The 24,616-nt window shown below is 72.1% G+C and carries 24 protein-coding genes; 11 read left to right on the forward strand and 13 right to left on the reverse strand.

Going from position 1 to position 24,616, the window contains the following annotated elements; genetic code table 11:
* Positions 1-44: 44 nt before the first annotated feature.
* From ASE01_RS10180 to ASE01_RS10200, 5 genes are all read left to right on the forward strand, one after another.
* Positions 45-1,412: a xanthine dehydrogenase small subunit gene (locus ASE01_RS10180; RefSeq protein ID WP_056750551.1), complete on the forward strand. Its 1,368-nt coding sequence runs from the start codon at positions 45-47 to the stop codon at positions 1,410-1,412.
* A complete protein-coding gene (xdhB, locus tag ASE01_RS10185) occupies positions 1,409-3,658 on the forward strand; it encodes a xanthine dehydrogenase molybdopterin binding subunit (protein WP_056750554.1) in 2,250 nt (749 codons plus the stop codon). The genes ASE01_RS10180 and xdhB overlap by 4 nt, the downstream gene beginning before the upstream one ends.
* A gap of 1 nt (position 3,659) precedes the next feature.
* Positions 3,660-4,463: a xanthine dehydrogenase accessory protein XdhC gene (gene xdhC / locus ASE01_RS10190; RefSeq protein ID WP_056750557.1), complete on the forward strand. Its 804-nt coding sequence runs from the start codon at positions 3,660-3,662 to the stop codon at positions 4,461-4,463.
* Positions 4,464-4,545: 82 nt separating this feature from the next.
* Positions 4,546-5,172: a hypothetical protein gene (locus ASE01_RS10195; protein WP_056750560.1), complete on the forward strand. Its 627-nt coding sequence runs from the start codon at positions 4,546-4,548 to the stop codon at positions 5,170-5,172.
* Positions 5,173-5,201: 29 nt separating this feature from the next.
* Positions 5,202-7,277 (forward strand): transglutaminase domain-containing protein, encoded by a 2,076-nt coding sequence (locus ASE01_RS10200; RefSeq protein WP_157537249.1) that lies wholly within the window; start codon positions 5,202-5,204, stop codon positions 7,275-7,277.
* Positions 7,278-7,295: 18 nt separating this feature from the next.
* Here ASE01_RS10200 and ASE01_RS10205 read toward each other — a convergent pair whose 3' ends face one another.
* The 11 genes from ASE01_RS10205 to ASE01_RS10255 form a co-directional block, all read right to left on the reverse strand.
* Positions 7,296-7,766: a nucleoside deaminase gene (locus ASE01_RS10205; protein ID WP_056750566.1), complete on the reverse strand. Its 471-nt coding sequence runs from the start codon at positions 7,764-7,766 to the stop codon at positions 7,296-7,298.
* Entirely contained in the window at positions 7,763-8,569 is an 807-nt protein-coding gene (locus tag ASE01_RS10210; protein ID WP_056750569.1) for a MurR/RpiR family transcriptional regulator, read from the reverse strand. Before ASE01_RS10210 ends, ASE01_RS10205 begins: the two co-directional genes overlap by 4 nt.
* A complete protein-coding gene (locus ASE01_RS10215) occupies positions 8,566-9,801 on the reverse strand; it encodes an allantoate amidohydrolase (protein ID WP_056750573.1) in 1,236 nt (411 codons plus the stop codon). Before ASE01_RS10215 ends, ASE01_RS10210 begins: the two co-directional genes overlap by 4 nt.
* Positions 9,798-11,036 carry a pyridoxal-phosphate-dependent aminotransferase family protein gene (locus ASE01_RS10220; protein ID WP_056750577.1) on the reverse strand — a complete coding sequence of 413 codons (1,239 nt, stop codon included), beginning with the start codon at positions 11,034-11,036 and terminating at the stop codon, positions 9,798-9,800. The genes ASE01_RS10215 and ASE01_RS10220 overlap by 4 nt, the downstream gene beginning before the upstream one ends.
* Position 11,037: 1 nt before the next feature.
* On the reverse strand, positions 11,038-12,384 hold the full coding sequence (gene allB / locus ASE01_RS10225; RefSeq protein ID WP_056750580.1) for an allantoinase AllB: 1,347 nt from the start codon (positions 12,382-12,384) through the stop codon (positions 11,038-11,040).
* Positions 12,381-13,253, reverse strand: a complete 873-nt coding sequence (gene pucL, locus ASE01_RS10230; RefSeq protein WP_056750584.1) for a factor-independent urate hydroxylase — start codon at positions 13,251-13,253, stop codon at positions 12,381-12,383. Before pucL ends, allB begins: the two co-directional genes overlap by 4 nt.
* Positions 13,253-13,582 (reverse strand): hydroxyisourate hydrolase, encoded by a 330-nt coding sequence (gene uraH / locus ASE01_RS10235; RefSeq protein ID WP_056750589.1) that lies wholly within the window; start codon positions 13,580-13,582, stop codon positions 13,253-13,255. The genes pucL and uraH overlap by 1 nt, the downstream gene beginning before the upstream one ends.
* Positions 13,579-14,088, reverse strand: a complete 510-nt coding sequence (uraD, locus tag ASE01_RS10240; protein WP_056750593.1) for a 2-oxo-4-hydroxy-4-carboxy-5-ureidoimidazoline decarboxylase — start codon at positions 14,086-14,088, stop codon at positions 13,579-13,581. The genes uraH and uraD overlap by 4 nt, the downstream gene beginning before the upstream one ends.
* 70 nt (positions 14,089-14,158) lie before the next feature.
* On the reverse strand, positions 14,159-15,307 hold the full coding sequence (locus ASE01_RS10245) for an amidase (RefSeq protein WP_056750595.1): 1,149 nt from the start codon (positions 15,305-15,307) through the stop codon (positions 14,159-14,161).
* Positions 15,304-16,377, reverse strand: coding sequence for an acetamidase/formamidase family protein (locus ASE01_RS10250; protein ID WP_056750598.1), 1,074 nt, complete (start codon positions 16,375-16,377; stop codon positions 15,304-15,306). Before ASE01_RS10250 ends, ASE01_RS10245 begins: the two co-directional genes overlap by 4 nt.
* A 41-nt stretch (positions 16,378-16,418) precedes the next feature.
* A complete protein-coding gene (locus tag ASE01_RS10255; protein WP_157537251.1) occupies positions 16,419-17,459 on the reverse strand; it encodes a hypothetical protein in 1,041 nt (346 codons plus the stop codon).
* A 50-nt stretch (positions 17,460-17,509) separates the two neighbouring features.
* On the opposite strand from ASE01_RS10255, the gene ASE01_RS10260 reads away from it, so the two are divergent.
* Positions 17,510-17,809, forward strand: a complete 300-nt coding sequence (locus tag ASE01_RS10260) for a hypothetical protein (RefSeq protein ID WP_056750603.1) — start codon at positions 17,510-17,512, stop codon at positions 17,807-17,809.
* Here ASE01_RS10260 and ASE01_RS10265 read toward each other — a convergent pair whose 3' ends face one another.
* Entirely contained in the window at positions 17,810-18,817 is a 1,008-nt protein-coding gene (locus ASE01_RS10265; protein WP_056750604.1) for a hypothetical protein, read from the reverse strand.
* A 25-nt stretch (positions 18,818-18,842) separates the two neighbouring features.
* Here ASE01_RS10265 and mshB point away from each other — a divergent pair, with 25 nt between their 5' ends.
* Genes mshB through ASE01_RS10290 form a run of 5 tightly spaced genes read left to right on the forward strand, consistent with a single transcriptional unit; the run spans position 18,843 to position 23,630 of the window.
* Positions 18,843-19,787 carry an N-acetyl-1-D-myo-inositol-2-amino-2-deoxy-alpha-D-glucopyranoside deacetylase gene (mshB, locus tag ASE01_RS10270; protein ID WP_056750607.1) on the forward strand — a complete coding sequence of 315 codons (945 nt, stop codon included), beginning with the start codon at positions 18,843-18,845 and terminating at the stop codon, positions 19,785-19,787.
* 17 nt (positions 19,788-19,804) lie between these two features.
* Complete coding sequence (locus ASE01_RS10275) at positions 19,805-20,146, forward strand: hypothetical protein (RefSeq protein ID WP_056750610.1); 342 nt, start codon at positions 19,805-19,807, stop codon at positions 20,144-20,146.
* A 10-nt stretch (positions 20,147-20,156) separates the two neighbouring features.
* Positions 20,157-21,941, forward strand: a complete 1,785-nt coding sequence (locus tag ASE01_RS10280; protein WP_162260288.1) for a VanW family protein — start codon at positions 20,157-20,159, stop codon at positions 21,939-21,941.
* A gap of 49 nt (positions 21,942-21,990) precedes the next feature.
* The gene (locus ASE01_RS10285) at positions 21,991-22,437 is read left to right on the forward strand and encodes a Zn-ribbon domain-containing OB-fold protein (protein ID WP_056750615.1); all 447 of its coding nucleotides are present in this window, start codon (positions 21,991-21,993) and stop codon (positions 22,435-22,437) included.
* Positions 22,434-23,630: a lipid-transfer protein gene (locus ASE01_RS10290; protein WP_056750617.1), complete on the forward strand. Its 1,197-nt coding sequence runs from the start codon at positions 22,434-22,436 to the stop codon at positions 23,628-23,630. The genes ASE01_RS10285 and ASE01_RS10290 overlap by 4 nt, the downstream gene beginning before the upstream one ends.
* A gap of 125 nt (positions 23,631-23,755) precedes the next feature.
* On the opposite strand, the gene ASE01_RS10295 is transcribed toward ASE01_RS10290, so the two are convergent.
* The gene (locus tag ASE01_RS10295) at positions 23,756-24,592 is read right to left on the reverse strand and encodes an adenylate/guanylate cyclase domain-containing protein (RefSeq protein ID WP_056750624.1); all 837 of its coding nucleotides are present in this window, start codon (positions 24,590-24,592) and stop codon (positions 23,756-23,758) included.
* Positions 24,593-24,616 lie beyond the last annotated feature (24 nt).

Genomic DNA, 24,616 nt, shown 5'->3' on the forward strand with positions numbered 1-24,616 from the left:
CAGACGCTCCCGGAAGGGCGGGGCAGCGGCCTACGGTGGCGGTGATGAGCACCGACGACGTCGTCACCGTGAACGGGACGCCCCGATCCCTGGCCGCCGCGCGCCCGGAGTCGAACGCGCTCGACTGGCTGCGCGCCATCGGTCTCACCGGCGCGAAGGAGGGGTGCGCCGAGGGGGAGTGCGGCGCGTGCTCCGTGCTCCTCGCCCGGCCCGGGATCGAGGCGGAGACCGAATGGGTCGCGCTCAACTCCTGCCTCCTGCCCGCCGCGTCCCTCGCCGGCCAGGAGGTCGTGACCTCCGAGGGTCTGGGAACACCCGCCGACCTGCACCCGGTCCAGTCCGAGCTCGCGGTTCGTGGTGGGTCGCAGTGCGGCTACTGCACCCCCGGCTTCGTCTGCTCGATGGCCGCCGAGTTCTACCGCCCCGGTCGCGAGGACTTCGACCACCACGCCCTGTCCGGCAACCTGTGCCGGTGCACGGGGTACCGCCCGATCGTGGAGGCCGCCGAGGCGCTCGGCGCCCCTGACCAGGCCGACCCCCTCCTGCGTCGTACGACGTCCGCGGCGCCGGCTGCGAGCCCGACCCGCGCCGAGGGGTGGATCCGCCCAGCGCACCTGGCCGAGGCGCTGGAGGCGCTGGCCGAGCCCGGCGCGGTCGCCGTCGCCGGGTCGACCGACCTCGGGGTCGAGGCCAACCTGCGGGGCCATCGCCCTGCGCTGCGGGTCGCGATCGACCGGCTCGACGAGCTCCGGGGACTGGTCGTGGGCGAGGAGTCCGTCCAGATCGGTGCGGCCCTGACGCTGTCCGAGGTCGAGCGCCTCCTCGCGGGCCGGGTCCCGCTGCTGGCCGAGGTGTTCCCGCAGTTCGCGTCCCGCCTGATCCGCAACGGCGCCACGATCGGGGGCAACCTCGGCACCGGCTCGCCGATCGGCGACCTGGCCCCGGCGTTGCTGGCCCTCGATGCCTCGGTCGTGCTGGTGTCCGCCGAGGGCGAGCGCACGGTCGTCCTCGCCGACTACTTCACCGGCTACCGGCAGAGCGTGCGTCGATCCGACGAGCTGATCGCGCTGGTGCGGATCCCGCGCCCGTTGGCCCCGGACGTCGCCTTCCACAAGATCGCCAAGCGTCGGTTCGACGACATCTCGTCCGTCGCCGTCGCCCACGCCATCGAGGTCCGGGAAGGCACGGTCAGCCGTGCGGCGATCGGCCTCGGGGGTGTCGCCGCGACACCGATCCGCGCGAGCGAGGCGGAGCGACTGCTCGTCGGCGCGTCCTGGTCGCCGGAGGGGGTCGCGGCCGCTGCCGATGCCCTCGCCGATGCCGGCACCCCGATCGACGACCACCGCGCCAGTGCCGCCTACCGCCGCGCGATGCTCGGCCAGTCCCTGCGGCGTCTGGTGGCCTCGTCATGATCGGCGTCTCCCGGCCGCACGAGTCCGCCGCGCTGCACGTCACCGGGCGCGCCCTCTACACCGACGACGTGGCGCTGCGCCTGCCCGGACTGCTCCACGCACACCCGGTGACCTCGCCGCACGCGCACGCCCGGGTCCTCGGGCTGGACCCCCGGCCGGCGTACGACGTCCCGGGGGTCGTGCGCGTCCTCACCGCTGCCGACGTGCCCGGTGTCAACGACGCCGGCGTCAAGCACGACGAGCCGCTGTTCCCCGACGAGGCGATGTTCCACGGACACGCGCTGGCCTGGGTGCTGGGCGAGACCCTGGAGGCAGCCCGGCTCGGGGCGGCCGCGGTCCGGGTCGATCTCGAGGAGCTCCCGTCGGTGATCACCCTCGGTGAGGCGATCGCCGCGCAGAGCTTCCAGGGTGCGCGTCCCTCGCTCGAGCGCGGCGACGTGGCAGAGGGCTTCGCCGCGAGCAGCCGGGTCTTCGAGGGGGAGTTCGAGTTCGCGGGTCAGGAGCACTTCTATCTCGAGACCCACGCCTCGGTCGCGCAGATCGAGGACGACGGCCAGGTCTTCGTGCAGTGCAGCACCCAGCACCCCACCGAGACGCAGGAGATCGTCGCCCACGTCCTCGGGCTCGCCAGCCACCAGGTCACCGTGCAGTGCCTGCGGATGGGCGGCGGGTTCGGCGGCAAGGAGATGCAGCCGCACGGCTTCGCGGCGATTGCGGCCCTGGGGGCGACGCTCACCGGCCGGCCGGTCCGGGTGCGGCTCACCCGGCAGCAGGACATGACGATGAGCGGCAAGAGGCACGGCTTCCACGCCACGTGGAAGGTCGGGTTCGACCACGACGGCCGGATCCAGGCACTCGACGCCACGCTGACCTCCGACGGCGGCTGGAGCCTCGACCTCTCCGAGCCGGTGCTGTCCCGGGCGCTGTGCCACGTCGACAACGCCTACTGGATCCCGCACCTGCGCGTGGACGGCCGGATCGCCCGGACGCACAAGACGTCGCAGACGGCGTTCCGCGGCTTCGGGGGCCCGCAGGGGATGCTCGTCATCGAGGACATCCTGGGTCGCTGCGCGCCGGAGCTCGGCGTCGCTCCGGAGGACCTGCGGCGGCGCAACTTCTACGTCGAGGGGCAGGCGACGCCGTACGGCCAGCCGGTGCGGCACGCGGACCGGCTCGACCGCGCCTGGCAGGCAGTCCTCGACACGAGCGACTTCGCTGCGCGGCGTACGGCGATCGCCGCGCACAACGCCCAGAACCCCCATTGCAAGAGGGGTCTGGCGATCACACCGGTCAAGTTCGGCATCTCGTTCAACTTCACGTCCTTCAACCAGGCCGGGGCGCTGGTGCACGTCTACAAGGACGGCTCGGTGCTGATCAACCACGGCGGCACGGAGATGGGCCAGGGACTGCACACCAAGATGCTGCAGGTGGCTGCGACGGCGCTGGGGCTGCCGATCGAGATGGTCCGGCTCGCGCCCACCCGCACCGACAAGGTGCCGAACACCTCCGCCACGGCGGCGAGCTCGGGCACGGACCTCAACGGGGCGGCGGTCAAGGACGCCTGCGAACAGATCCTCGAGCGGCTCGTGCCGGTCCGGAAGACGCTGCAGGAGGAGACCAGCGCCGCGCCCGCATGGCCGGACCTGGTCCGTCGCGCCTACCTCGACCGGGTCCAGCTGTGGGCCGCGGGCTTCTACCGGACCGAGGGGCTGAGCTGGGATGCGAGCGCGATGCGCGGGAGCCCGTTCAAGTACTTCGCCTACGGCGTCGCCGCCGCCGAGGTGGAGGTCGACGGCTTCACCGGCGCCTACGAGGTGACCCGTGTCGACATCGTCCACGACGTCGGCGACAGCCTCTCGCCGCTCGTCGACATCGGCCAGATCGAGGGCGGCTTCGTCCAGGGAGTCGGCTGGCTCACCCTCGAGGACCTGCGCTGGGACACCTCCGAGGGACCGCACCGCGGTCGTCTCGCGACGCAGACCGCGTCGACGTACAAGCTGCCGAGCCTCTCGGAGATGCCGGCCGACCTCCGCGTCACGCTGCTCGACCACGCCACGGAGGACGGCGCGGTCTACGGGTCCAAGGCGGTCGGCGAACCGCCGCTGATGTTGGCCTTCTCGGTGCGAGAGGCGCTCCGCGACGCCGTGGCGGCCTTCGGTCACGGCTGCCCGGTCGACCTCGCGTCGCCGGCGACACCCGAGGCGGTCTTCTGGGCGATCGACGCCGCACGATCGAACGGCGGCTGACGTGGACTGGCTGCGCGCGCTCCAGCACCTCCGCGACACCCGTACCCCCTGCGTCGTGGTGACGGTGGCGGAGGTCCGCGGCCACGCCCCGCGCGAGGCCGGCGCCAAGCTCGTGGTCAGCGCCGGGGGGACGTGGGGGAGCGTGGGCGGCGGCAACATGGAGGAGGCCGCGATCCGACGCGCCCGGGACCTGCTGGCCGGCGGCGACACCGGCCCGGTGACCGAGCGCCACGACCTCAGCGACAAGGCCCCGGCGGAGCACGGCGTGCAGTGCTGCGGTGGCCAGGTCTCGCTCCTCTACGAGCCGATGCCGGTCCGGCCCGCGATCGCGCTGTTCGGGATGGGCCACGTGGGCTACGAGCTGGCGCTGCTCCTGAGCCGGCACGACCTCGACCTGCACCTGGTCGACTCCCGCGCCGACCAGCTCGACCAGGAGCGCCTGGCACCGCTGCAGGACGGCCCGGCCGTGGTCCGCGTGCACCGCGAACCGTTGCTGCCCGAGCTCGCGATCGCGCTGCTTCCCGCGGGGGTGGAGGCGCTCGTGCTGACGCACGACCATGCCGAGGACCTCGCCCTGGTCGACGCGTTGCTGAGGTCCGGCCTCCCTGGATCGATCGGCCTGATCGGTTCCTCGGCGAAGTGGCTCCGCTTCCGGGCCCGGCTCGCCGAGCTCGGCCACACCGAGGCGGACATCGCGCGGGTGCGGACGCCGATCGGCGACCCGGCGGTCACCGGCAAGGAGCCCGCGCGCATCGCACTGGCGGTCGCTGTGGACCTGCTCACAGCCGCTCGGGCACACGTTTGAACGGGTGATCGGTGGTTAGGTTGGTCGGGTGAGAGGGCTCGCCAAATGCGGGCGGACTCGTCGATCGTGAGGACCTGCACTGATGAACCAGCCCCCTCCCGGGCCCCCGCCACCGCCCTACGCGCCGGGGTGGCCGCCGCCGGCGGGCCCGACGCCGCCGCGTCGTCGTACCGGTCTGACGCTGGTCCTGCTGGCGGTCGGTCTCGTGGTGGTCCTGGGCGTCATCGCAGTCGTCGCCCTCGTGGTCCGCGGCGACGACGGCCCGGGGAGCGGCGGTGACGGCGGCGACGACAGTGCCCGCGCGACGTCGTGCGAGGTCTATGCGGACGTGGTGATGAGCAGCGAGCTCTGGGCGGCGACCGAGTTCGACCCGGACAAGCTCCAGGAGATGTACGACGCAGCCCTCGCCGACATCACCGACGACGAGATCGCGACAGTGGTGGGGGAGGAGGCCACGGTCGTCGTGTCCTACTACCGGGACCTCGAGGAGTGGAAGCAGTCCGTCGACGAGGCCCTCGCCCGCGGCGAGTACCCCGAGTCGGCCATCCCGGCCGAGATCTCCGACCAGCGCGGTGAGCTCACCCGGGCGCAGGGTGCCGTCGCCGAGGCGTGCGGGGACGACCTGCCCGGTCGCCTGGACGACCCCGCGCCGAGCATCACCGCGCCCACCCTGGAGTCCCCGTCCCCGGGCCCACTGGGTGGCGAGTGATGGCGGGTTCCCAGCGGCGGTTTCCGTGGTTGGCAGTCCTGGGAAGTCTGGCGCTGGCCGTGGTCCTGGTGGTCGGCGTCGCCGTCGTCCTGGTCCTCGACGGGGGTGGCGAGGACGGCGACGACTCGAAGGATCGACGGAGCAGGGCCGATGAGCTGCGGGAGCGGCTGGTCAGCGACACCCAGGCGGAGCTCCCCACCGTGGCGGAGGCCGAGGACGCCGTGCCGGGCCACGACTACTCCACGGTCGTCACGGGTGTCGGCACCGACGCCGACCTGATCCTTCCCGCCACCTACGACGCCGACGTCACCGACCCGTGGCAGGGCGCTGCGGGGAAGATCGAGGTGTACGCCGACGCGGCGCTCACCCAGCCGGTGCCGATCGCGATCCTGCCGGACCTGACGTCGTCGGGCTCGGACCCGCACCTGGCGATCACGCCGGTGAAGGTGCGTCGCACGCACATCACCCGCCAGGACGGACAGGCGACGGGCACCCTGGCCGACCTCGGCACGTACTGGAACCTCAGTCCGCACGTGTACGTCGTCCAGTACCTCACCCCGGACGGCGCCCCGCGGCCACGCCCCCTGGTCACCCAGGTCGACTTCGAGGCCGAGACGCCGGCGCCCAGCCAGGTCGTGTCATCGGTGACCCCGGACGGGGACGCGCTGCTGGAGTGGGCTCCGGTCGACGGGGCGAGCGAGTACCTCGTCGTCCTGCAGCAGCGGAAGAAGGACCTCGAGGACACGGTCCGCGTCGTCGGGCGCACGACGGAACCGACCTGGTCCTCCGCGGAGACGAAGCGGTGCGTCCGCAGGGCGTGCACCCAGAACGACGTGATGAAGCTGACCACGGTCGACGCCTCCCTCATGGCCTCGTTGCCCGAGCTGACCTCGGAGACGATCGACGCCCGACTCGGCGTCATCGCGGTCGTGGACCGTCAGGCATCGGTGATGGCCCCGGTCGACCTCGCCGGGCTGGAGACCCTGCCCGTCCGGTCCGACCGGACCTGGGACCAGGGCGCCGACGTGGCGGGTCGTGGCCTGGCGGCGTTGCCGAGTCGCTTCCTGTTCGTCTCGATCGACGGCTCGACCCGAGCGACTGGTGCGTTCGTCGACCGTGCGGAGGTGCGGCGCAAGGGGTCGCGCTGGGTGGTCCCGCTGCGGGGACAGGGAACCCGGCTGGTGGACCCCGTGGAGATCCCGATCCGCGCTGTCGAGGACATCGACGCCGCGGTCGCGGCGTTCAACGAGCGCGCCGAGCGCGACTACCCGCCCACCGGGCTGCTCGACACGAAGATCGTGATCGACGTCGATGCTCCCCAGGAGCCGAGCCCCGAGCTGCCCCCACCGGACTACCCGGTGTTCGGCAGCAACGAGCTGACGAGGTTCATCGCCGGGCAGCTGATCGCGGGCTCCACGGCGATCGACGTCTCCGAGTACGACGCCCGACCGGGCCTGCCGGGCCTGGTGGACGCGCTGGACGAGGCCGTCTACCAGAACCCGTACGCCCTGGCGTACTTCGACGGGTTCTCCGTCGACGGCTCGGTGATCCACGTCGAGCCGGCGTACTCGCCGGCCGAGAAGCGGTCGCGACAGGAGCGGATGGCCGACGCGGCCGAGGCGTTCGTGGCCAGCGAGATCACCACGGGCATGAGCACTGCCGACAAGGTGAGTGCCATCAACCGCCACCTCGTCGACGACGCCGACTACGACCACGCTGCCCTGGCCGTGAAGAGCAAGACCCGCTCGGGCATCCCGGACCGGCTCCACTACGCGTGGACCGACGGCATCCTGCTGGAGAGCCTCGGTGTGTGCATGAGCTACTCGTATGCCTTCCAGGTGCTCGCGGAGGAGGCCGGCCTCGAGTCGGTCGTCGTGTCCGGCGACCTCGCCGACGGAGGCGGGCACGCGTGGAACAAGGTGAGGATCGGCGACAGCTGGCGCGCGGTGGACGTGACCTGGAACGACCCGGGCGGCCGGTGGAGCTCCTCGTCGGGCACGAGGTACCTGATGATCCGCGACGGTCAGTTCACGGGGAGCGCCCTGCGCTCCGAGCGGGACTCGTGGATGTCCGACGCGTACCTCAGCCAGTACGCGACCCGCTGAGGGGTGGAGCTCGGCCAGTCAGTAGGCGGTGCGGTGCTCGTGGGCCAGCCATGAGTCGAAGGGCGCGGAGGCGTTGTCGGGGCGCAGCCCGGTGATCCCCATCGGCCACTGCTCGCGTGGCTTCTCGAACAGCTCGTAGAACTCCCGGTCGTCGAACCCGCCCCGTGCGGCGTCGTCGCGGTCGGCGGCGTACAGGACCTGGTCCAGTCGTGCCCACAACGCTGCCGACAGGCACAACGGGCACGGCTCGCACGACGTGTAGAGCGTGGCGCCGGCGAGGCTGAAGTCGCCGACGGACGTGCAGGCGGCACGGATCGCGACGACCTCGGCGTGGGCGGTCGGGTCGAGGTCGCGGGTGACCCGGTTCTGGCCGGTGGCGAGCACGACGCCGTCGCGGACGATCACGGCGCCGAACGGACCTCCTCCGGAGGCGACGTTGTCGACGGCCAGGTCGACGGCGCGGGCCAGCCAGGCGGTGTGGTCGGTCACTCGACTTCTCCCAGTCGTTCGTAGGTCTCGCTGATCGCCCGGACCCGGGCGGGTCCGCGACGTCGGCAGGCAGCCAGGACGGCGTCCGCCAGGACGCTCACCAGGGCCATCGGGGCGGCATAGCTGTCGAAGGCGAGGGTGTGCTGCAACGGGCACTCCAGCCACACCGAGGCCTGGGAGGCGTGCGCGACGGCACTCGGATCGCCGATCAGCACGACCGTCGCACCGGTGTCACGGGCGGCGGCGATGAAGTCGCCGACGAACTGCGGTCGCCGCCGGAAGCCGACGACGAGCACGACGTCGGAGGCACCGAGGCCGACCAGCTCCTCGCCCGTGGTCTGGCCGGGCACCGGTGCGATGCGTACGTCGTCACGGGCCTGGGCGAGCTGCTCGCGCAGGTGGAGGGCCACGGGATAGCTGTTGCGCCACCCCACGACCAGGACCCGGTCGGCGAGGGCGAGCTGTCCCGCGACCTCGAGCAGGCGCGGGTGCTCGATGGCGCGCAGGATCGCCGCCTGCTCGGCAGCGGCCATCGTCACGAGGTCCGGTGCGCCGTCGATGCGTCGCGGCTCCCCGGCGCCGCGGAGCCCGCGCAGGTGCTCACGGACCTCGTCGAAGTCCTCGAAGCCCAGGCTGCGGAACAGGCGACTCATCGTCGCCCGCGAGACCCCGGCGAGCTCCGCGAGCTCGGCGGCACGGTAGGTCGCCAGGTCGTCGAGGTGCTCGAGGAGGGTGGCGGCGGCCCGTCGCTCCTGCGGGGTCAGCTCGTCGTGGTGGGCGGTGATCCGCTCGTCGATCCTCATCCGAGCCTCGCCAGGTGCGCGGAGGCGACGGCCAGCACCGCGTGCTCGAAGGCATCGATCCCGTTCTCGACGTCGACCTCGCGCACGGCCTCGTCGGGGTGGTGGCTGATCCCGTCGTGGCACCGGACGAACAGCATCGCGATGTCGGTGACGGCCGCGACGGCCATCGCGTCGTGGCCCGCTCGGCTCCACAGCCCCATCGGCTCGTCGTCGGCGAAGACGTGGATGCCCTCGATGATCGCCTCGGTCAGCCACCTGGCGCACGGCGCCGCCGGCGCGTTGTGCGTCTCGACCGCGTCGAGCCGGAGGTCGCGTTCCTCACAGATCCGTAGGAGCTCGCGCTCGATCTCCTGCCAGGAGCGGTCGCGCTCGTCGTCGGTGGCCGCGCGCAGGTCCAGGCTGAGGTCGGCCCTCCCGGGGATCACGTTGACCGCACCGGGCTGGACCTCGATCCGCCCGACCGTGGCGATGGTACCGGCTGCCTTCGCGAGGCGCTCGACGGCGACGATCATCTCGCTGGCCCCGACGAGCGCGTCGCGCCGGCGTTCGTACGGCGTCCCGCCGGCATGCCTCGCCTCGCCGGTCACCGACAGCCGGAACCTGCGCGCGCCGGCGATGGTCGTGACGTAGCCGAGGGAGGCGTCGGCCGCCTCCAGGTAGGGGCCCTGCTCGATGTGGGCCTCCAGGTAGCCCACCAGGTCTTCGGGTCGCCGGGCGGCCTCGCCGACCCGGCGTGGATCGAGCCCGAACTCGAGGAACGCCTGGTGCAACGTGATCCCGTCGCGGTCGCGCAGGTCCCACCAGTCCTCGTCCCACGTCCCGGCGACCGCCTGGCTGCCGAGCAGGGCCTTGCCGAACCGGCTGCCCTCCTCGTCGCTGAAGCCGATCACCTCGAGCGCGAAGGGCAGGGGCGTGTCCCGCAGCCGCTCGGCGACGGCGATCGCCATCAGGACCCCGAGCATCCCGTCGAAGCTGCCCGCGTCGGGGACGGTGTCGAGGTGGGAGCCGAGCAGCAGTGCGGGAAGACCGGGGGTGGAGCCCTCCCGGCGTCCGCAGATGTTGCCGGCGGCGTCCTGGTGGACCTGCAGGCCCGCCTCGCGCATCCAGTTGCCGGCGAGCGCGTTGGCGACCCGGTGCTCCGGGGTGAGGTGCGTGCGCTCCAGCCAGGTCTCCGAGGCGGAGATGGCGTCCAGCTCGCTGCACCGGGCGAGGACGAGCTCGGCGGTGGTCATGCGTAGACCTCCTGCGCGGCCGCGACCCCGCCCCCGGGCGGGACCGCGACGCCATGGGCGCGGAGCACCTGCTCGAGTGCTGCGAGCGTCGTCAGGACGGCGTCCTTGCGGGCGTTGAAGCCCATCGTCCCGATCCGCCAGACCTTCCCGTGGAGCGGTCCGAAGGACGTCCCGATCTCGATGCCGAAGTCGTCGAGCAGGCTGCCGCGCACGGCGTCGCCACCGGCTGCGCCCAGGGCCTCGGGGATCTCGACGGCCACGACGTTGCTCATCTTGTGGGCGACGTCGCCGAAGACCCCGAGCCCGAGACCGCGGACTCCGTCGAGCATCGCGCGTCCGTGCCGCTCGTGGCGGGCCACGGCGGTGTCCACGCCCTCGGTGACGAGCAGGCGGGCGGACTCCCGGGCGGCGTACAGCATCGAGGTGGCCTCGGTGTGGTGGTTGAGGCGGCGCGGGCCCCAGTAGTCCATCACCATGGCCAGGTCGAAGTAGTTGCTCGCGATGACCCGGCCGCGCGCGGCGTCCACGTCCTCGCCCCCCGGAATCTCACGCAGACCTGCCTCGACGTGGCGGCGCGCACCGATCATCTCGACCGCCCGCGGCGAGATCGTGATCGGCGCCGACCCGGACGGTCCGCCGAGGCACTTCTGGAGTCCGGCGGTCGCGATGTCGATGCCCCACGCGTCGGTGCGGAACTCGTTGCCGCCGAGCGACGCGGTGGCGTCGCAGTAGAGCAGCACGTCGTGCTCGCGGCAGATCGCGCCGATCTCGGCGAGCGGCTGGCACATCGTGGTCGAGGTGTCGCCCTGCACACAGGCGAGGACCTTCGGCCGGACGGCGCGTACGGCGTCCTCGATCGCCTCCGGCGCGAACACCTGGCCCCACGGGACCTCGATCGTGTGGACCTCGGCGCCGCAGCGACCGGCGATCTCGGCGAGCAGGTGGCCGAACCGTCCGAAGACCGGCACCAGCACGCGGTCGCCGGGTTCGACCAGGGACACCAGCGCGGCCTCGATCCCGGCCCGGGACGTGCCGTCGACGAGGAAGGTCTGCTCGTTGGCGGTGTCGAAGACCGTCCGGTAGAGCCCCATCACCTCGTTCATCGTCGTCGTCATGAACGGGTCGAACTGGCCCACCAGCGGCGCGGCCATCGCCCGCAGGACGCGGGGGTCCGCGCTGATCGGACCCGGGCCCATCAGCAGGCGGGGCGGGGGTGCGATCTCCTGGTGGCTCATCTCAACGGTTCCTCTCCAGCAGTGCGCCTCGTCGCGCACCGTCGTGTCGATCGGGGACCAGCACGCCGCCGAGCAGCGTGTGGGTCACCGAGGCGGCGAGCTCCCGCCCGTCGTAGGCAGAGATGGGGTTGCGGTGGGCGAGCTGTCGTACGTCGACCGCGAGCGGGACGGCGCTGTCGAGGACGGCGAGGTCCGCGTCCGCCCCGACCGCGATCCGCCCCTTGGCGGACAGTCCGACGAGGTCGGCGGTACCGGTCGCCATCCAGCCGGCCACCCGCTCCAGCCCGATGCCTCGGCGCAGCGCCTCGTCGGCGACGGCCGTGAAGCCGACCTGCAGGCCCGAGATCCCGCCCCAGGCCTGCTGGAGGTCGCCGTCGCCGGCGCACTTCATCGCCGCCGTCGCGGGGGAGTGGTCGCTCACGACGATGTCGATCAGCCCCTCCGCGAGCGCGTCCCACAGGGCTGCCCGGTTGCCCTCGTCGCGGATCGGCGGGCAGCACTTGAACTCCGGGGCCGCGTCGGGGATCTGTTCGGCGGCCAGGCAGAGGTAGTGCGGGCAGGTCTCCACGGTGACGGGTACGCCGTCGGCGCGGGCGTCCGCGAGCAGGTCCAGCGCCCGGGCGCTCGACAGGTGCAGCACGTGCACCCGGCAACCCGTGTCGCGGGCGCCCTTCAGCAGTCCGCGGATCGCGGCCGTCTCGGCCTCGTCGGGGCGGCTCAGGAGGAAGTCGGCGTAGGCGCGGCTCGGCGGGTGCGGTGCCGCGTCGAGGACGGCTGCGTCCTCCGCGTGCACGATCAGCAGGCCGTCGAAGGAAGCGATCTCGGACAGTGCGGTGCGCAGCCCGGCTGCGTCCAGCGCGGGGAACTCCTCGACCCCGCTCGGCGCGAGGAAGCACTTGAAACCGAAGACCCCCGCGTCCCACATCGCCTCCAGGGACCCGAGGCTGTCGGGGATAGCACCGCCCCAGAAGCCGACGTCCACTGCTGCCTGATCGGCGGCGATCGACCTCTTGAGGTCCAGCGCCTCGAGGGTCGTCGTCGGCGGCACGGAGTTCAGTGGCATGTCGACCAGCGTCGTCACGCCGCCGAGGGCTGCGGCGCGGGTGGCCGTCGCGAAGCCCTCCCACTCGGTGCGACCGGGCTCGTTGACGTGCACGTGCGTGTCGACGATCCCCGGCAGGACCGACGCCGTGTCGGGGAGGTGCAGGACGGCGCCGGAGCGGCGGGCGTCGTACTCCTCGACGGCGGTGATCCGCCCGTCGCTGATGAGGACCGTCGCCGGTCGGAACGCGCCGTCCACCAGCACGTTGCGGGCCACCACGGCGTCGTACGTCGTCGAGGAGGTCATCCGGGGACCCCGGCCCAGGCCCGGGGCTCGTCGGCGGTGGCGCGGCTGAGGGTCGCCGAGATCAGGCCGTAGGGGCGGTCGGCGGCCATGAACACCTCGCCCGGGTTCTCGAGCCCGAAGGGCGCCAGGTCCACCAGGAAGTGGTGCTTGTTGGGGCAGGAGATGCGGATCTCCGCGATGTCGGGACAGGCGTCGAGCGCCGCCTCGCCCATCGCATGGATCGTCTGCTGCAACGCGAGGCTGTGGGTGGTCGCGAAGGCACCGGTCAGGGCGGACTGCACGGTGGCATGGGCGACATCCCAGTCCACGTCGGTCCCGACGTACCGCCACGTCGCGCTCACGCTCGTCGCGAGCACCCGGTCCTCGGTCTCGGCGAGCGTGGTGAACCTGTCCCGCGGGAAGCCGTTGAACTCGCTGCCGGTGCTCTTCAGCACGACCAGGTCGGACAGCCCGCCGAGCACGAAGGTGTCCTCGCCCCAGGTCTGCACCCAGGCCGTCCGCGTCGCTGCGCCGGTCCGCACGAACGAGTGACCGTTGGCGGGGAGCCGCTCCCAGTCGAACTGCTCGGCGTGGAACCACGTGCCGGTGATCCACTCCTGGCTCCGCCAGTGCCCGGCGAGCGCGAGCAGGAAGTCCTCCGGGCTCGTGACGCCGTGCTGGCGGGCCAGCGCGAAGACGGTGTTCTTCTGGGTGTCGGTGGCGTGCACGTGGCTGTTGTCGCCCTGTGTGTACGCCGTCTCGAAGTCCCCGCGCAGCTGCGTGGTCACGTTCAGGTCGTGCAGGACGTGCGTGTCGGAGGACCGGTCGACCTTCACCAGCCGGCACTCGGCCTTGCCGTGCTGCAGGTCGGAGAGCACGTAGTCGCCCATCAGGATCCCCGGTAGGTCGTGTAGGAGAAGGGACTGAGCAGGAGGGCCACGTGGTGGTGCTCGCCGTGCTCGACGGTGAAGGCCACGGTGACCTCCGGGTGGAAGCTCGCCCGGTCCTGGGCGGCGAACCAGGCGCCGGTCGCGAAGACGAGGCGGTGCAGCCCGGCGTCCAGACCTGCGTCGAGGTCTTCCTCGAAGCGCACCCGTCCGTCGTCGTCCGTCCTCGCCTCGGCGAGGGTGGTGCCGTCGGCCGAGCTGAGCGCGACCGCGACACCCACCGCGGGCCGGCCCAGGACGGCGTCCAGGACATGGGTGGAGCAGGTGCTCATCGGTTCTCCTCGGGTTCGACCAGGTCGGCCAGGCGCAGCAGTGCGATCTCGCCGAGCTGCTGCCGGGTGACCTCGAGCTCGGTCACGGGGTCGTTGCCGAGCCGCTCCTCGAGCAGGCCGAGCAGCTCGGGACCGCTGCGTCCCTTGGCACGGACCAGGTAGATCCGGCCGAAGCGTTCCTCGTAGCGGGCGTTTCCCTCACGCAGTCGTTCGGCGAGTGCGACATCGGCGGGGTCCAGGCCGGACTGCTCGCGCCGGGAGTGGGCAGCTGCGTCGCCGGCCCCGGTCGGTCGTTCGCCGATCCTCGGGTGGTCGGCGAGCGCTGTCTCGACGTCGGCCGACGCCCACCCCACGATCTGGGCGCGACCGGCGTCGAGCAGCGCTGCCGCGTCGGCGAAGGGTCGACCGGCGGCCAGGTCGGCCACCCACGACTCGATCGCGACACAGGTCCGCAGGGCCGCGGCCACCTCGGCGTCGGGCAATGCGTTGAACTCCTCGATCAGCAACCTGCCTCCTCTCGGACCTGAAACTAGATCCTCCCTGTGAAGGGCGAGCGAAACAATCGTTTCAGGCAGGTCAATTCATGAGCAGGTCGAGCAGGTCCCGGTCGCGACCGGGTGCGGCGACCAGGCAGGCGCCGCAGGGGAGGCCCGCGGCGGTGCGCAGGGGCACCGTCACGGCGGGCAGCCCGCCGATGCCGGCCAGGCAGGTCAACGTGAGGGTCGCCTCGCGGGTCGCCTGCAACCGGTCCGCGAGACCGGGGCCGAGGGCCGGCGCCACCGTCGGTGCGGCGGGCAGGACCAGGATCCGGTCGCCGAGGAGCTCGCGGATGGTGGCGCGGGCGTCCTCGACCGTGTCCCGTGCTGCCTCCACCTCGTCCGCGGTGGTGCCGCGAGCCCGCTCGAACCGTGCTCGCACGTCCGGGCCGAGGGTGTCGAGCCGGTCCCCGAGCCAGGAGCCGTGCGCCTGCCAGGCCTCCCACGCCTGCAGCACGACGAAGGCGTCGCGCCACGCCGGGAGGTCCTCGAGCGGCCAGGCCTCCGGGAGCCGCAGGCCCCACTCCGGCTCCCAGCCCGCGACGGCAGCGGCCACGTCGGCATCCGCCAGGGACAGCAGGGCAGGCACGGTGACCAGCCGGCGGTCGGCATCGGTGGTGGTGCCCGGCAGCAGGACGTCGCCGACCCGCGCCAGCAGGGACGCATCGCGCGTCATCCAGCCGACGGCGTCGAAGCTCGGCGCCAGCGGGAGCAGGCCGTCCCGACTCAGGGCGCCGTGGGTCGTGCGGATCCCGAACAGGCCCTGGTACGACGACGGCACCCTGATCGAGCCGCCGGTGTCGGTGCCCAGGCCGATCGACGCCTCGCCCAGCGCGACGGCCGATGCCGATCCCGACGAGGAGCCGCCGCTGATCCGGCCGGGGGCCGCAGGATTCGGCGGGGTCCCGTAGTGGGCGTTGGTGCCGGCGAGCGAGTAGGCGAACTCGTCGGTCTGGGTGATCCCGCGGATCGATGCGCCCGCGGCCACGAGGGCTGCGACGACCTCCGCGTCCGTGTCGGCCGGGTCCGCAGCGGCGAGGCGCGTCGGGTTGCCGGCACCGACGGAGAGCCCGGCGACGTCGTACAGGTCCTTGACCGCGAGGCTCTCGCCGACCAGCGGACCACGGTCGGCACCGTGCAGGAGGGGATCGCCGCGCAGCGCCCAGATCCGCTCGTCCCACATGCTCATGGCAGCGCCGGGAAGTCGCTCTTGCGGATCCGGGCGTGGACGCCCTTGACGACGTCGACCACCTGGGAGATGTCGAAGTCCGTGGCGGCGCTGAGGTAGGCGTAGGCCAGGTGTGGCGCCATCCCGTGACGGGCGCCGAGCAGCGCGATGGCGGCCCGGACACAGTTCTGGACGGCGACGTCGAGGTCCGGGTCGAGCCCGGTCGGCACCAGGTGCTCTGCGGTCTCCGCGAGCGGACCGGCGAGCTCGCCGAACTGACGCAGTGCGTCCTCGCGGGCCACGACGTCGAGGCGCACCGTCGCCCGCAACGACGCCTCCATCGCCGTCAGCGACACCTCGCCGTCGCCCTGCGCGAAGTGCGGGTCGCCGACGTACGCGAGCGCCCCGTGGACCTGGACCGGCAGGTAGAGCGTGGCGCCCACGGTCAGCAGGTTGATGTCGAGGTTGCCGCCGAAGGCCCCGGGCGGCACGGAGTGCGGACGCTCGCGCTCCGCCGTCGCCACGCCCATCACCCCGAGGAAGGGCGCGAGCGGGAAGGACACCACCGGCTCGCCGCCGTCGACGAGCGGGAGTCGGCCGTGGGTGCCGTCGTCGGAGACCGACGCGAAGACCGACACGGTCTCTCCGTCCGCCGGCATCTCCCCGGGCAGCGCGCCGCGGCCGTGCCGGTTCGACACGACGCCGTACGGCACCCGGGGCAGCATCTCCACGACCGTCATGGCCAGGAGGTCGCCCGGACGGGCGCCACTGACCCGGACCGGGTGCGAGACCACGTGGGGTCCGTCGACGCCGAAGGTGCGCTCGATCGCCGAGGCCGCCAGCGCCACCGCGTCCTCGAGCACGCCGTCCCCGGCCACGCCGTGGCGCGCGAAGAAGGCGAGCGGGTCGCGGCCCTGGTCCTCGAGGATGCCCTCGTGGCTGATGGTGTCGAAGGTGACCTCGGTGCCCGGCTCGACGACCAGCACCGGGTCGTCACCGGCGCAGGGGAGGCGGCCCCACAGCACGGTGTCCGGCTCCGCCGGCAGGTACGACGCCGCGCGGATCGGTCCGGTGCCGGGTTGCAGGATCACGGCCGCAGCCTAGGCGCGTCGTGGGTCGCGCGTGTTTCGTTTCAGCGCCGCAGGCCCGCGCGGTCCATCGCGTAGACCCAGCGCCGGCGGGGATGCTCGGTGACCGACCAGAAGGAGTCGTTCTCCGGCCAGAAGACCAGGTCCTCCGGGCCGATCGGCGTCGCCCACCGGTGCTCACGGAACGCACCCGGCTGCCCGACGTACATCGAGCCGAAGCGGTAGGGGCTGCGCGACCGGGTGGCGTAGTAGGTGCCGTCGACGACGGAGACGCCCTGCATCCGGGGCTCGCCGCGGTCGTCGACCTCGGGTCGCACGAAGCCTTCGGCGTCGCCGATCGGCAGCTTCGTCGTGGGGTCGAGCGCGAACCGCGCCACGCGCCGGGTCTGCTTCCTGTTGCCGTACTCGCCCACCACTAGGGCCGGATCCGTCCCGGACCGGTCGACCGTGAAGAAGGAGAACCGGAGCTTGCCGATGCCCTCGGCGCTGTGCCCCTTGTGGGAGAAGCGCACCGGCAGGACGTAGCGGTGACCGAAGGTCTCGTGGTCCGAGCCGGCAGGGACCCGCATCAGGTCGTCCATCCGGCAGCTCACGAATCCCCGGCCGGTGGCCGCGACGTGGAGGTAGTCGCCGTGCCACACGATGCCGCCGGCGTGCACCTTGAGGGGCGCGATGCCGGGGCGTCCGTCGACGAGGGTCGGCGTCACGAGCAGGACGTGTCCGTAACGGCCGCGCTCGACGTCGACGATGCTGATCCGCGACCCGGCGTCGCCCTTGGCGTACCAGGACGTCGCGAGGACGTCGCGGCCGTGGCGCTCGTCGAGTCCGGTGTGCGCCGAGGTCGTGATGCCCTGCGGCCACCACTCGTGGTCACGACGGTCGTGGGCCTCCCAGGTGAGTGCGCGGGTGACCTTCAGCCCGAGCAGCCGGGGATGGGGCGCCCACGTACGGCGCATCCGTGCGTGGAGGTCGGGCATGAGGCCGTCGATCCCGACCCGGCCGCCCCCGTCGCGGGCGAGCGCAGCAGCGAGGGCGTCGATCTCCGCGCCGTTCTCAGCCGTGCGCGTCAGGTGCAGTCCGGACACGGCGCACACCGTAGCCGAAGCCCGCAGCGGGCTTGCGTCATCATGGAGCCGTGAGGGGCATCTTCTTCGACGAGGAGCACGCGCGGTCCGCGGCTCTGGCGCTCGTGCGCGGGGGCTACGAGGCGGAGGTCGTGCGCGAGCGGCTCGCCGGCGAGGACGACGACGAGGACCACCCCTGGGCGGTCCTCACCGACGCGCCGGAGATCCAGCTCGACATGCTCGTCGAGATGTACGACGGCTGGCTCGACGACGACGAGCCGGACGATGCTCCTGCGGTGCCGGCCACGAAGGCCGGGTTCGCCCTGCCGCTCCCCGACCAGCCGAAGCGGGTCAAGCGCCCGGAGGTGTAGTCACCTGCCCGGCGGGCAGGCGAACGGCCCCTCGACCCGGCTCCATGCCCGGACGAGCTGGCGGCGGTCGTCGAAGTCGGCCTCGGCCACCACCGCGTCGCCGTCGGCGCGGACGTCCAGGTCGACGTCGAAACCCGTGGCGGGCGCACGGTCGGAGAGGTACGCATCGAGGCCCTCGGCGTCGCTCTCCGGGTCGTCCTCCTCGCCGAAGAGCCGGACGGCCCGCAGCCCCTCGTCGGGGTCGGCGAGGAGCGCCATGCCGCGGTCCGGGTAGGCCAGGCCCTCGAGCTGCTGGGCGACCTGCTCGGAACTCATCCGACCGCCGGCGCCGCAGGACGGCTCGAGCGTGAGGACGGCGTACTCGAGCGCGTCGTCGTCCGCGGCGAGCCCGAGCAGCTCGTCGAAGGAGCCGGCATCGGCCAGCGAGTCCTCGTCGTCGGTGGCGACGTCCACGGCCAGGTCGACGCTGCCGGAGAGGACCAGCCGCTCGTCCGGCACCAGGGCGAGCGAGCTCAGGAACGCGGGGTAGCGGCCGCCGTACGTCCCCGAGGCATCGGCCGAGGAGAGCTCGATGTCGAAGCGTTCGACGTCCGCGCTGCCGGAGCGGTCGTAGCCGGCGTCCACGAGGTCGTCGGCGATGGCACCGAAGTCGGCCTCGTCGGTCAGTTTCCAGACCCGGACGAGCCCGACGTCGGCCCCGGTGGCCGAGGCCTCCCACTCGACGTCGAAGTCGCTGAAGCCCGCCTCCTGCATGACGGCGACCCAGCGGGTCAGCTCGGTGCCGTAGGCCTCGTCGTCGCCGGTGCCGGGCGTGCTGTCGCCCTCGCTGATGCGTTCAGCGATCGCCGTGCGGTCCACGAAGGTGACGGTCGCGGAGTCCTGGGGGAGGTACTCCAGCGCCTCCTCGACCCGGGAGCTCCCATCGAGCAGGCCGCATCCCGACAGGCCGGAGGCGAGCAGCGACAGGGTCGCCACGGCGGCAGCCTGCCGCCCGAACGCGTGGGTCATGGGACCCATCATTACGCTCGGCTCCATGAGTGAAACCCCGGCCCACCGGCTGCTGCTCGTCCACGCTCACCCCGACGACGAGTCGATCGGCCAGGGCGCGACGATGGCGAAGTACGTCGCCGAGGGGCACGGGGTCACGCTGGTGACCTGCACGGCGGGCGAGATGGGCGAGATCCTCGTTCCCGCCCTCGAGCACCTCGCCGCTGACAAGGAGGACGGCCTCGGTCTCCACCGCAAGGGCGAGCTCGACGCCGCGATGGCCGAGCTGGGTGTCACCGACCACCGCTTCCTTGGTGGCTTCGGCACCTACCGCGACTCGGGCATGAAGTGGCACGAGGACGGCCACGCCGTCGCCGCCGATCTGCCAGAAGACGGCACCGGTCACGAGAACACCTTCTGGCACGCCGACCTCACCGAGGCGGCCACCCACCTGGTCGCTGTGATCCGCGAGGTCCGTCCGCAGGTGCTCGTCACCTACGACGAGTTCGGCGGCTACGGCCACCCGGACCACATCCAGGCCCACCGCGTCGCGATGTACGCCGCCCAGCTGGCCGCCGCGCCGTCGTACCGCCGCGACCTGGGCGATGCCTGGGACATCCCCAAGATCTACTGGGGCGCGATCTCGGAGAGCCGCATCCGCGAGGGCCTGCGCCGGTTGCGCGAGGCCGGTGACACGACCACCTTCGAGGGCATGGACCCCGACGGCGACCTGCCGGCGATGTTCCGGCCCGACGCGGACATCAGCTGTGAGGTCGACGCCAGCGAGTTCGTCGAGCGAAAGCTGGACGCGCTGCGGGCCCACGCCACCCAGATCACCACGGACGGCCCGTTCTTCGCGCTCTCCAACAACTCCGGCGCGGAGGCCTTCGGGCGCGAGCAGTACCGGCTCGTCCGGGGCACCCCCGGCGACGCGTCCGGTGACAACGGCTGGGAGACGGACCTCTTCTCCGGCGTCGTCCCGGGGCCGTGACAGTCCTCCGGCGCTGCGTGGCCGCCCTGGGGGGCCTCGTCGTCGGCGCTGCGGTCGGACTGTGCTCCGTCCTGCTCCACGACCACCTCTGGGGGCTGCTGCTCGGGGTCGCGACGACGCTCGCCGTGATGGTGGCGCTGCCGGGTGGCGCGGCCCGCCTCGGCTTCGCCATCGGCTGGGTGGCCGTCCTCTGGCGGGCCACCACGGAGCGTCCCGAGGGCGACTACCTCGTCTCCTCGGACGCCAACGGCTATGTCCTGCTCGGGTTCGGCCTGGTCGTCCTCGCGGGCGGATTCACAGGCCTGGTCGGGCGCCGGGTTCCCGACGGCGATTCCGGCGGAGTCGGTACCGCTCCCTAGGATGGCTGCCGTGACCACCTGGGACCCCGCTCCGGACGAGAAGCGTGAGCGCCCCGGCGGCAAGGCCGTCGTGGTGGTCGTCGCCGTGCTGCTGGTCCTGGTGGGTGGCGGTTACGTCGCCGCCCACGCCCTCGCCGGTGACAAGGTCCCGCGGGGCACCACCATTTCCGGCGTCGATGTCGGCGGCCTGTCCCGCTCGGCCGCGATCAGCACGCTCGAGGAGGCCTTCGAGTCCCGCGAGACCCAGCCGATCGACGTGACGGTCAAGGCATCCCTCGCCGGGAGCGAGGCCAACGGCTCCGCGCTGAAGCCCTCCGAGCTCGGCCTCTCGGTCGACTACCCGGCCTCGGTCGACGCCGCAGGCGCCGGTTCCAGCTGGAGTCCCGGTCGCCAGTGGGACTACTTCGCCGGTGGCGGTGACGTCGATGCCGTCGTCGACGTCGACGAGTCACTGCTCGACACCAGGCTCGACGAGCTCTCGAAGGGCCTGGGCACCGCCCCCAAGGACGGCCAGGTCACCTTCAGTGCCGACGGAGTGAGGACTGTCGACCCGGTCCGCGGCGACGCGGTGGACCGCGACGCTGCCCGCGAGGCCCTGACCGAGGCCTTCCTCACCGAGGACGACGCCGTCTCGCTCGAGGTCGTCAAGTCCGACCCCGACATCGACGCAGCCGACGTCGCCAGGGCCGTCGAGGAGTTCGCGGACCCGGCGATGGCCCACCCGGTGACGCTGGTCTTCGGCGACAGCGACGTGAGCCTGTCCCCGCGCCAGTTCGCCAAGGCCCTCTCGATGGAGCCCGAGGACGGGGTCCTCGTCCCTGTCGTCGACGAGGCCGTGCTGACCACGCTCGTCAAGGGCGTCACCACCGACGGCGAGCCCGTCGACGCAACCGTCCGCATCGCCAAGGGCAAGCCCCGCATCGTTCCTGCCAAGCCGGGCGTCGAGTTCGACCCCGCCCAGGTGGCAGAGGTCTTCACCGGTCTGCTGACCGGCGACGAGGGCGAGCGCAGCGGCAAGGTCGACGCCGAGGTCACCGAGGCGGACTTCACGACCCAGGACGCCCGCGACCTCAAGATCGTCGAGAAGATCTCCGAGTTCACGACGCGCTATCCCCACGCCGACTACCGCAACATCAACATCGGTCGGGCGGCCAAGCTCGTCGACGGCACGCTCCTCAAGCCCGGTGAGGAGTTCTCCCTCAACGGCATCGTGGGGGAGCGCACCGCCGAGAACGGCTTCACCGAGGGCTACGTCATCTCCAACGGCATCCTGAAGAAGGATCTCGGCGGCGGCGTCTCGCAGATGGCGACGACGACCTTCAACGCGATGTTCTTCGCGGGCCTCAAGGACATCCAGCACAAGCCGCACTCGTTCTACATCGACCGCTACCCGGTCGGGCGCGAGGCCACCGTCGCATGGCCGACGGTCGACCTGCGCTTCGAGAACGACAGCGAGTACGGCGTCCTCGTCCGCGCCTGGGTGGAGCCGAGCAACTTCTCGCGCCAGGGCACCGTGACCGTGCAGATGTGGTCCACCAAGGTCTGGGACATCGACTCGCGCACGTCGAACCGCTACGCCTACGTGCCCCCGGCGACCCGCACGCTGACCACCGCCGACTGCGAGTCGTTCACGGGCTACTCCGGCTTCCAGATCGACGTCACCCGGATCTTCCGCAAGCACGGCCAGTCGGCCGTGGACCACACCGAGAAGTTCCACACCGTCTACACGCCGGCCGACTCCGTGGTGTGCAAGAAGCCGGGCCCGCCGCCCGAGCAGGATCCCGACGAGGGCTGATCCCGGTTCCTTGCTAGAATGAGAACACGTTCTAGTTCAGGAGGCTGTCTTGACCGCCACTCCCGTCATCGACGGTTGGTTCACCACCGGCGACGAGCCGCACCTCCTCGCGTCGCGGTGCACCACCTGCCGCAACGTGGTGTTCCCGCCGGTGTCCTCCGATGCCGGAGCTGCCGCGTTCTACTGCCGCAACCCCGCCTGCGACGGCGAGGCCCACGAGTCCGTGGAGCTCTCGCGGCGCGGGACCGTGTGGTCCTACACCGATGCGCAGTACCAGCCCCCGGCGCCGTACGTCCCCGCCTCCGACCCGTACCAGCCGTTCGCGCTGGCCGCCGTCGAGCTGCCCGAGGGCCTGGTCGTGCTGGGCCAGGTGGCCGACGGTTTCGGCGTCGCTGACCTGAAGGTCGGCGCCGAGGTCGAGCTCGTGATCGAGACGCTCCATGCCGACGAGTCCGGCGAGCGCACCACCTACCGCTGGAAGCCGGTGTCCGCATGAGCAGCACGAACCAGGTCGCCATCGCCGGCGTCGGCATGCACGCATGGGGCAAGTGGGGCCGCAACTTCACCGAGTACGGCGTCCACGCGGCCCGTGCGGCGCTGAAGGACTCAGGCATCGCGTGGGCCGACGTCGACCTCGTCGTCGGTGGCGAGACGGTCCGCAACGGCTACGCCGGCTACGTCGCCGGATCGACCTTCGCCCAGGCGCTCGGCTGGAACGGCGCCCGGATCGCGACGTCGTACGCCGCGTGCGCGACTGGTGCGCAGGCGATCGACACCGCCCGTGCCCGGATCATGGCCGGCCTGTGCGAGGTCGCCCTGGTCGTCGGCGCGGACACCACGCCGAAGGGCTTCCTCGCCCCGAACGCGGGCGAGCGGTGGAACGACCCCGACTGGCTGCGCTTCCGGCTGCTCGGCATGACCAACCCGGCGTACTTCGCGCTCTACGCGCGCCGCCGGATGGACCTGTACGGCGCGACCAGCGAGGACTTCGCGCAGGTCAAGGTCAAGAACGCCCGGCACGGTCTGGAGAACCCGTACGCCCGCTTCCGCAAGGAGTCGACGGTCGCCGACGTGCTGGCCTCCCCGGTCGTCTCCGACCCGCTGCACCTGCTCGACATCTGTGCGACCTCCGACGGCGCCGCGGCGGTGGTGCTGACCAGCATGGAGTACGCGAAGAAGCACGGCATCGTGGACCCGGTGCGGGTCGCAGCGGTCTCGACCGTCACGCCGACCTTCCCCAACACCGTCATCGACATGCCCCTGCTCTCCACGGACTCCTCGGCGCTGACCGGGATCCCGGACCACACCTTCAAGGAGTCCCTGGCCCAGGCGGCGTACGACGAGGCCGGGATCGGTCCCGAGGACGTCGACGTGGCCGAGGTCTACGACCTGTCCACCGCCCTCGAGCTCGACTGGATCGAGGACCTCCAGCTCTGCAAGCCCGGCGAGGCCGAGGTCCTGCTGCGTGCCGGCGACACCACCATCGGCGGCCGGATCCCCGTCAACCCGTCCGGTGGACTCGCCTGCTTCGGCGAGGCGGTCCCCGCCCAGGCGATCGCCCAGGTCTGCGAGCTCACCTGGCAGCTGCGCGGTCAGGCCACGGGCCGCCAGGTCGAGGGCGCCCGCGTCGGCATCACGGCCAACCAGGGCCTGTTCGGCCACGGCTCCTCGGTCATCCTCGCCCGCTGACCCGCGAAGTGCGCCTCATTCTCCGCCGAAGTGCGTGGGTTTCTCCATCGAGGTGACCCCTGTGGGCGCACCTCGATGGAGAAAACCAGACACTTCGGCAGAGAGAACCGCGCACTTCGCGCACCTCACGGAGCCGGCGGCAGGATCTCCCACACGACGTGCTCCCCGGCGAGGCCCTTGAGCTCGACGGTGTCGCGCTCCACGAGGATCACGGCGGCGTCGTCGTCCAGGGCTTCCCGTACGGCGTCGCTGACCAGGATCTCTCCGCCGGCGGCGAGATCGGCGACCCGGGCCGCCATGGCGACGTTGCGCCCGAAGTAGTCGCCGTCGCGCGCCACGACCTGCCCGGTGTGGATGCCGATCCGGACCAGAATCGGACCGTGGCGGCGCAGGGTCACCTCGCGGGGGAGGTCGCGCTGGATGCCGAGGGCGGCACGACAGGCGGCCTCGGCGTCGCGGAAGGCGACCATGAAGCCGTCGCCGGCGGTCTTCACGACCTGCCCGCGGTACCTCTCGATGCGGGTGCGCAGCACCCGGTCGTGCGCGGCGAGCACCTTGACCCAGGTGTCGTCGCCGAGCCGGTCGTTGAGGGGGGTGGAGTTCTCGATGTCGGAGAAGAACAGCGTCACCGTGCCGTCGGAGGCGGCCATGTTGAGGATGTCGGCGCGCTCGTCCTCGCTCGCCCAGGTCTGCAGGTCCTCCACGGTGCTCTGGATCAGGCCGCTGATGCCATGGGAGCGGACCTTCGACGCCGTGCGGATCATCCGGCGCATGGCGCGCTCCGCGGAGTTGCTCGGGGGAGCCGGCCGGAGGGCGGCATCGAGGTCTGACTCGATCTGCGCGAGGTGCGCACGGACGTCGACCAGTTCCTGCTGGAGCCGTGCCCGATCGCGGGCGAACAGGACGACGGTGCCGACGAGCAGCACGCACAGCACGCACAGCACGCCGAGGACGATGACCACGACCGAAGCCTAGGGCTTCGTCAG

Origin of the sequence: Nocardioides sp. Root190 (genome assembly GCF_001428565.1) — a bacterium.
GTDB lineage: Bacteria > Actinomycetota > Actinomycetes > Propionibacteriales > Nocardioidaceae > Nocardioides.